This window comes from Pyramidobacter sp. C12-8 (assembly GCF_002007215.1).
GTDB lineage: Bacteria > Synergistota > Synergistia > Synergistales > Dethiosulfovibrionaceae > Pyramidobacter.
In genome coordinates this window covers 1-7,959 of the sequence record NZ_MUHX01000050.1, presented here as the reverse complement: position 1 = coordinate 7,959, position 7,959 = coordinate 1, and the positions used below count along the sequence as shown (strand labels likewise).

8 protein-coding genes are annotated in these 7,959 nt (G+C 59.3%); 7 read left to right on the top strand and 1 reads right to left on the bottom strand.

The window, feature by feature from the left end:
• Nucleotides 1–108 precede the first annotated feature (108 nt).
• The 6 genes from B0D78_RS11925 (at nt 109) to holA (ending at nt 7,093) form a co-directional block, all read left to right on the top strand.
• Nucleotides 109–639: an OmpH family outer membrane protein gene (locus tag B0D78_RS11925; protein ID WP_078016312.1), complete on the top strand. Its 531-nt coding sequence runs from the start codon at nt 109–111 to the stop codon at nt 637–639.
• Between the two features lie 511 nt (nt 640–1,150).
• The gene (locus B0D78_RS11920) at nt 1,151–1,576 is read left to right on the top strand and encodes an OmpH family outer membrane protein (protein ID WP_078017162.1); all 426 of its coding nucleotides are present in this window, start codon (nt 1,151–1,153) and stop codon (nt 1,574–1,576) included.
• Nucleotides 1,577–1,695: 119 nt separating this feature from the next.
• Nucleotides 1,696–2,190 carry an adenosine-specific kinase gene (locus B0D78_RS11915; RefSeq protein ID WP_078017161.1) on the top strand — a complete coding sequence of 165 codons (495 nt, stop codon included), beginning with the start codon at nt 1,696–1,698 and terminating at the stop codon, nt 2,188–2,190.
• A gap of 27 nt (nt 2,191–2,217) precedes the next feature.
• Nucleotides 2,218–3,573, top strand: coding sequence for a DNA repair protein RadA (gene radA / locus B0D78_RS11910; RefSeq protein WP_078017160.1), 1,356 nt, complete (start codon nt 2,218–2,220; stop codon nt 3,571–3,573).
• A 94-nt stretch (nt 3,574–3,667) separates the two neighbouring features.
• Nucleotides 3,668–6,178, top strand: coding sequence for a leucine--tRNA ligase (leuS, locus tag B0D78_RS11905; protein ID WP_078017159.1), 2,511 nt, complete (start codon nt 3,668–3,670; stop codon nt 6,176–6,178).
• Entirely contained in the window at nt 6,179–7,093 is a 915-nt protein-coding gene (holA, locus tag B0D78_RS11900; RefSeq protein ID WP_078017158.1) for a DNA polymerase III subunit delta, read from the top strand. It begins immediately after the preceding gene.
• A gap of 81 nt (nt 7,094–7,174) precedes the next feature.
• Here the strand turns inward: holA and rpsT are convergent, their stop codons facing one another.
• Complete coding sequence (rpsT, locus tag B0D78_RS11895) at nt 7,175–7,456, bottom strand: 30S ribosomal protein S20 (RefSeq protein ID WP_078017157.1); 282 nt, start codon at nt 7,454–7,456, stop codon at nt 7,175–7,177.
• A gap of 227 nt (nt 7,457–7,683) precedes the next feature.
• Here rpsT and B0D78_RS11890 point away from each other — a divergent pair.
• On the top strand, nt 7,684–7,959 hold a 276-nt coding region (locus B0D78_RS11890; protein WP_143521727.1), incomplete at its 3' end, for a helix-turn-helix domain-containing protein.

Sequence of the window (7,959 nt, the reverse complement as noted above, 5' to 3'; positions counted from 1 at the left end):
GAGAAAAAGGGCGGAGTCTTATTCGCTCCGCCCTTCTTCTTTGTTCGTTTTTTATTTGTTTCTATTTATTTTCTATCAATTTGCCATTTATTCGAGGAGGTTTTATCAGTGAAACGTTTGATGCAGGCGGCAGTTTTATTTCTGACATTCGCTATGTCCGCGGCGGCGTCCGCCACGGAGATCGCCGTGGTGGACACGGAAAAGCTCCTGGTCCAGTCCGAACCCGGCAAGCTGGGACGGGCCCATCTGGAGGCAGTGCAGAAAGTGCTCCAGAAAGGGTATAACGACCTGCGGGCGCTGTACCGCGGCCAGGAGAACACGGCCGAGGCGCAGAACGCGATCGCGCAGGGACAGGCGGCGCTGGAACGGCAGATGGAAGTGGAACGCGCGGCGGTGACGTCGGTGCTGCAGTCGGAACTGATGGCGTCCGTGGAAACGTGGCGGAAGAAGAATCCGAAGTTCCACGCGGTGATGGCGCGTCAGCTGCTGCTCGACGCGGCGCCCAGGCTGGACGTCACCGACGCCGTGCTGAAGGAGATGAACAGGCGCAGGCCGAAGTTCGCCGCCCTTCCCACGGTGACGGTGAAGAAGCCGGAAGTCCCCGCCAAGGCGGAACAGGCGTCTGCGGAAGCGAAGTAACGGCCGAAACAGGAAAAACGGAACGACAGGATCCCCGAGCGGGGGAGGCGCAAAAAATGCGTCCCCCGATCGGGGATCTTTCGTTTGCGGAAAGTCACGTTTCATTTTTTCTCCGTCCGGTTTCTCCGCGGTGGTTTGCGTTCTTTTGCTGTTCGAGATTTTAGTTTTTAGTCAAGAAACAGTATAAGACGGTCTCTTCGCTTTTGCGGTCGGGCTGCCGGATAAAGGCTGCCAAGCGGCGACGCAGCCGTCGGCGCTTGGCTCGGTGGCGCTGACCAGCGTGTTGTATCAGGGATCGAAGTTCAAATTCTTTTACCTCGGACGAATTTTAATAAAATTTGTTTCTTAATTTTATCAGAAAACAGGCAAACGTGCGCAGAGAGTCGATTGATGGTACAATAAGCCGTCGTCGGAGAGCGGCGGCGTACGTCGAGCCGTCGTCTGGACGGGATGGCGTCTTTGCAGTACAATAATCGCGGTCAATCAGACTGAACCAAGGAGGAATTACCAAATGAAGAAGTTTTTCCATGTCTTTACACTGCTTGCGGCTCTGACGCTGGTCATCGCCGGCGCGGCTTACGCCGATACGAAGATCGGCGTAGCCGACATGCAGAGGATCCTTTTCAATCATCCCAGCTTTGCGCAGGTCAGCAAGAGGATCGAAGCGGTGTATCGTTCCAAGGAGCAGGAGCTAAAAAGCGCTCTCGAAAAGGTTACCGACAAGAAGAAAGGCGCCGAGACGATCGAAGCCAAACGCCGCGAAGCCGCGCAGGAAGAGATGAAGCTCAAGGAACCCATTTACAAGGAGATCCGCCAGGCCGTCCGCACCGTGGCCAAGAACAAGGGCTGCGACGTGGTTCTCGACTCACAGGCCGTTCAGTTCGGCGGCGTCGATCTCACCGCCGACGTCATCAATGAGCTAAAGAAAAAGAAGTAACTCTGATACGAAAAATATCCCGCGTCCTGACGCGGGATATTTTTTTGTCGCGATTTCACGGCTGAAGTTGTATGATTGAACAAGCTCTCAAAAAAACGCTTGAAACGGAGGAGAATACAATGGCGGACATTCAATGGCACATCGTACAGACGGAATTTCCCTCGGACTGCAACGTGATCGTCGGACAGAGCCACTTCATCAAGACGGCGGAGGACCTTTACGAGGTCATGGCGACTTCGGCGCCGGGCATGGAGTTCGGCGTGGCCTTCTGCGAAGCGTCGGGCGACTGCAAGATCCGCTACGAAGGCAATAATCAGGAGATGGTCGATCTGGCCGTCAAGAACGCCCGGGCGATCGCCTGCGGACACACGTTCTTCATCGCTCTGCGCAAGGCGTACCCGCTCAACGTGTTGGACCGCGTCAAAAACTGTCAGGAAGTGTGCCGCGTTTTCGCGGCGACGGCTAACCCGCTGCAGATCATCGTCGCTCAGACCGAACAGGGGCGCGGTATCGCCGGCGTGATCGACGGCTTCCCGCCGGCGGGCGTCGAGACGGCGGAAGACATCGAAGCTCGCCGCGATCTGCTGAACCGGATCATCGGCTACAAGCGTTAGCGCGCCGTCAGAGGCGAAGGAGGAACCATGGCGAAAAAAGACGGCAAGCGGTACTGCTGCATCGAATGCGGCTACGTTTCCCTGGTCCCTTCGGGCAAGTGCCCGCGCTGCGGCGCCTGGGGCACCCTGGAAGAGGAGATCCCCGTCGCGCCCAGCATGGCGGCCGCCGGCACGGCGAAGATCCTCACGCCGGTGGACATCAGCACGCTGGAACCGCCTCAGCGGCTCGCCTCCGGTTTCGGCGAGCTGGACCGCGTGCTGGGCGGCGGCTGGGTGCCCGGCGGCGTCGTGCTGCTGGGCGGCCAGCCCGGCATCGGCAAATCGACGCTGCTGCTGCAAGTCTGCGGTCACGTTTCGTCGACGGGGCGGCGCGTGCTCTATATCTCCGGCGAAGAGTCGCCGTCGCAGCTGGGGCTGCGCGCCAAACGGCTGAGGATCCTTCACGACGGGCTCGATGTCTGCTGTCACACGGTCGTCGACGACGCCCTGGCGCTGGCGAAGGATCACAGCCTGATCGTCGTGGACAGCGTGCAGGCCATGCGCACTTCGCAGGCCGAAGGCTGGCCGGGCACGCCCACGCAGGTGCGCGCCACGGCGCAGGTCTGCGTCAACTATGCCAAGGAACACGGCATACCCATGGTGCTCGTCGGACACATCACCAAGGAAGGGCGCATCGCCGGCCCCATGCTGCTGGAGCACATGGTGGACGCGGTGATCATGTTCGCCGACGACAATTCGTCGGTGTACCGCACGCTGCGGGCCAGCAAGAACCGTTACGGCGGTACCGACGAGATGGGCATTTTCGAGATGCGCAGCGATGGCTTGGCGGAAGTGCCCGATCCCAGCTATCTCTATTGGAACCGTTCCGACGGCGCCGTGTCGGGCGTCGTCATGACCGTGATCATGGAAGGCTCGCGTCCGCTGGTGGCCGAAATTCAAACGCTGGCGAGCCAAAGCAGTTTCGCCTACCCCAAGCGCGCCGGCATCGGCCTCGGCGCCAACAAGATCGGCATGCTGTTGGCGGTGCTGCAGAGCCGCTGTGCCTTGCCCTCGCTGCGCGACGACATTTACTGCAACGTCGCCGGCGGGCTGGAGATCCACGATCCCGGCGCCGATCTGGCGCTGGCGGCGTCGATGGCTTCGGCGCTGACGGGGCGGAACGTCCTGCCCGAGTGCTGCCTGATCGGCGAGGTCGGACTGGCCGGCGAGGTCCGTCCCGTTTCCGGTCTGGCGCAGAGATTGCGCGAGGCGGCGCGGCTGGGCTTCAAACGCGCCGTGGTCAGTTCCCGCGAGGAGAAGCCGCAGCTCGACGCCGAAATCGAGATGATCCGCGTGCTTTCGGTCAGCGAAGCGCTGACCCGCGCCAGTGTGGTTGAGCCATAGTTTTTCAAAATTTTGTGAACAGATCCCGAAAAACTGCTATAATCGCAGTGATTTTTTTCTTGTGCGCAAGAATTTTCGAGGAGGAAGCTTCTGCATGGAATACGATTTCAAGTCGATTGAAAAAAAATGGCAAGACTACTGGGACGAGCACAAAACCTTCAAGACTGTGGAAGACCCTTCGGTCCCCGCCGATAAGCGGCGTTACGTTCTGGACATGTTCCCCTATCCTTCGGGAGCCGGGCTTCACGTGGGGCATCCCGAAGGCTATACGGCGACGGATATCTACTGCCGTTATCTACGCATGAACGGCTACAACGTTCTGCACCCGATGGGATTCGACTCTTTCGGACTGCCGGCTGAGAACTACGCCATCAAGACGGGCACTCATCCCAAGGTGACGACGGAGAAGAACATCGACATTTTCCGCGCTCAGATCAAATCGTTGGGGTTCAGCTACGATTGGGACCGCGAGGTCTCCACCTGCGATCCCGAATATTATAAGTGGACGCAGTGGCTGTTCTTGCAGATGTTCAAGAAGGGGCTGGCCTACGAGGCGCAGATCCCCATCAACTGGTGTCCTTCCTGCCAGACGGGACTGGCGAACGAGGAAGTCAAGGAAGGTCATTGCGAGCGCTGCGGACATCAGGTCTACCGCCGCAACCTGCGCCAGTGGGTGCTGAAGATCACGGATTACGCCGAGCGCCTGTTGAACGATGTGGACAAGCTCGACTGGCCCGAGCCGATCAAAATCATGCAGCGCAACTGGATCGGCAAGAGCGTCGGCGCTGAAGTGACCTTCGAGATCGAGGGGGGGCACGGCGATCTCAAGGTTTACACGACCCGCCCCGACACGCTTTTCGGCGTTACCTACATGGTGCTGTCGCCGGAGCATCCGCTGGTGGAGAAGATCACGACCTCCGCGTGCCGCGAAGCGGTGCGGGAATACGTGCGCGAGGCGTCGCTCAAATCGGAGCTCGAACGAACGGAGCTGAACAAGGACAAGACCGGCGTCTTCACCGGCGCGTATGCGGTCAACCCGCTGAACGAGCAGCGCGTGCCGATCTGGATCTCCGACTACGTGCTGATCTCCTACGGCACCGGCGCCATCATGGCCGTGCCGGCGCACGACGGCCGCGACTGGGAGTTCGCCAAGAAATTCGGCCTGCCCATCGTCGAAGTCCTGAAAGGCAACGTGGACGTGCAGGAAGAAGTTTACGAAGGCGACGGTCCCCACGTCAATTCCGGTTTCCTCGACGGTCTTGGCATGCAGGAGGCAATCGATGCGGTCATTGCGTGGCTGGAAGAGCATGGCAAAGGCAAAAAAGCCGTCAACTACAAGCTGCGCGACTGGATCTTCTCGCGCCAGCGCTACTGGGGCGAACCGATGCCGCTGATCCACTGCCCGCACTGCGGCACCGTCCCCGTTCCCGAGGAGCAGCTGCCTCTGCTGCTGCCCGAGGTGAAGAAGTATGAACCGACCGGTACCGGCGAGTCGCCGTTAGCCAACGTGGAAGAATGGGTGAACACGACCTGCCCCGTCTGCGGCGCTCCCGCCAAACGCGAGACCAATACCATGCCTCAGTGGGCCGGTTCGTGCTGGTATTATTTGCGCTTCCTTGACCCGCACAACGACAAGGAATTCGCGGCTCGCGACACCATCGACTACTGGATGCCGGTCGATCTGTACGTAGGCGGCGCCGAACACGCCGTGCTTCACCTGCTGTACGCCCGCTTCTGGCACAAAGTGTTCTACGATCTTGGCCTGGTCAACACGGACGAACCGTTTGCCCGCCTCGTCAACCAGGGCATGATCACGTCCTTTGCCTATCAGCGTCCCGACAAATCTTTGGTCGCCGTCGATCAGGTGGAGGACCCCGCTCCCGACACGTTCGTCGAAAAGGGGACCGGCGTGAAGCTGGAGCGCGTCGTCGCCAAGATGTCGAAGTCGCTCAAGAACGTCATCAACCCCGACGAGATCGTCAAGAACTATGGCGCCGATTCGCTGCGGCTGTACGAGATGTTCATGGGTCCGCTGCAGATGTCCAAACCTTGGTCCACGCAGGGGCTTCAAGGCGTGTACCGCTTCCTCGAAAAGGTCTGGAAGCTGGGCGAAAAGCCCCTCAGCGACGAGCCGGTGCCGGCCGAACTGGAAAAGACGCTGCACCGGACCATCAAGAAGGTGAGCGACGATACGGCGACGCTGAACTTCAACACCGCCATTTCGCAGATGATGGTGCTGGTCAACGAAGCCGGCAAGGCCGACGTGTGCTACCGCGGCATGATGGACGTCTTCGCCCGTTTGCTGTCGCCTTATGCGCCGCATCTGGCCGAAGAGTTGTGGGCCAAGATCGGCAACGCGCCGTGCGTGTCGCTGGCGAAGTGGCCGGAGTATGACGAGAGATTGACTGTCAGCGAGACGGTGACGGTGCCCGTGCAGTTCAGCGGCAAAGTGCGCGAGAAACTCGAACTGCCGGCCGGGTTGGACAAAGACGCGCTGCTGGCCGCCGTCATGGCCGACCAGGCGGTCAAACGGCGTCTCGAGGGCAAGACGATCGTCAAGACCATCGTCGTTCCCGGAAAGCTGGTCAATCTGGTGGTGAAGTAAATGCCCGCGCTGGTGCTCATCGCGGCGCCGGCGGGCGCTCAGCCCCGCCTTCGCGCGGAAACGCTCTCCGCTTACGAAAAGAAAGGCTACGCGCTGGACCGGCGTCTGGAAACAGCCGCGTGGCCCGATCTGTTCGAAGAGGCTCTGACGCCGAGCCTCTTCGCCCCCCGGCGGATTTTCGAGGTCGACGACGGCCGGTCGCTGGGCGTTTTGCCCGACACGTACAAAAAATATGTCGAGCGCGGCGACGCCGACGTGATCTTTCTGATCCATTCCGACAAACCTTTGCAGAAGGAACTGGGCGACGTTTTCGAAACGGCCTTTTCCGTATCCTATGAAGCGGCGCCTTATTGGCCGAACCAGCGTGTCGGCTGGTTGCAAAGGCTTGCCCGCGCTTCGGGCTGCTCTCTGGACGCGGCGGCGGCGGCGCTGCTGGCGGAGTGGATCGAAGACGAGGAAGAGCTGCGCAGCGAGGTGGACAAGCTGGCCAAAGCGGCGCCGAACAAGCGCATCACGGTGCAGCAGGTCAATTCCCTCTCCATGGACGAAGGCGGCAAAGGCGTGCTCAACCTGCTCGACGCCGTCGCCAAGGCCGACGTCGCCGCCGCTGTGAAAAGCCTCGCGGTCCTGCGCGAGGAAGGCGAACTGATCCCCGCGCTTGCGGCGGTGCATAAGCGCGTGCGCGGCGCCATGTTCGCGGCTCGCTTGGGCGATGCCGGGGCGGGAGCGGTGCATCTCACCAATTTTCAGACAAAGACGGCCCGCGCCATGGCGCAGACCTACGGCCCCGAACTCCTGTCGCTGTGGCTGGGCGAGCTGATCCGCCTGTCCTGGAGCGAGCGCAGCGGCGAGGGCGAAGGCTGGGAAGGGCTGGAAAAGCTCCTTCTCGCCGTCATGTCCCGCGCCGCGGGATAAGGGCCGAAAATCGAAAGGACAAAAACGCCGCCGGAAGACGTTCATTCATCTTCCGGCGGCGTTTTTTATGGTCGTTGAAACTTATTCGGCGGGCTTTTCGGCGGAGAGGGACTTGACCTTCGCAGTCATCAGGGCCTTTCTGCGGGCGGCTGTATTGCGATGGAGCACGCCTTTGACAACGGCTTTGTCGAACACGGACTGGGCCGCGTTAAGCTGGAGCACGGCGGCTTCGGCATCGCCGTTCTGGACGGTGGCGAGGACCTTTTTCATGGCGGTCTTGCAGCGGCTCTTCCAGTAGCGGTTGTAAAGACGGTTTCTCTCAGAAGTGCGGACGCGCTTGATAGCGGACTTCTTGTTGGGCATTCGGTTCACCTCCTCCGGTTAAACGATAAGAATTCTACCACGGACCGTGGTTTATTCGCAACAGACAAATAATATTCTACCAGAAAAACAATAAAATGGGAATGGAGGCCAAACGGTCCGATTCGTTGTAAAATATTTTGAAATTCTTCAAGGTAAATGCAACGCAACATCCGGTACCCCGTTGCATTAAATCTGAATTAAAAGAAGCTTGCATTTAGTCTGAATTGATGAAAGACCTTTCTTACGAGACAACAGATCTCGGAAAGGAGTTCATCATCATGAACAAACATTTGACTCTGGCTGAAAGAAAAGCCATTGAAAGCGCCCTCAACCGGCGAGAATCTCTCAGAAGTATTGCCTCAACAGTTCTGAAGTCGCCGAGTACGATCTCCAGAGAGATCAGAAAACATGCAGAGACTGTCTTCAAAGGCTGTTATGGCCGGACAGCAAACTGCTGCCTTCACCGGTATGACTGCTCCGTTACTTCCCTTTGTAACACCTCT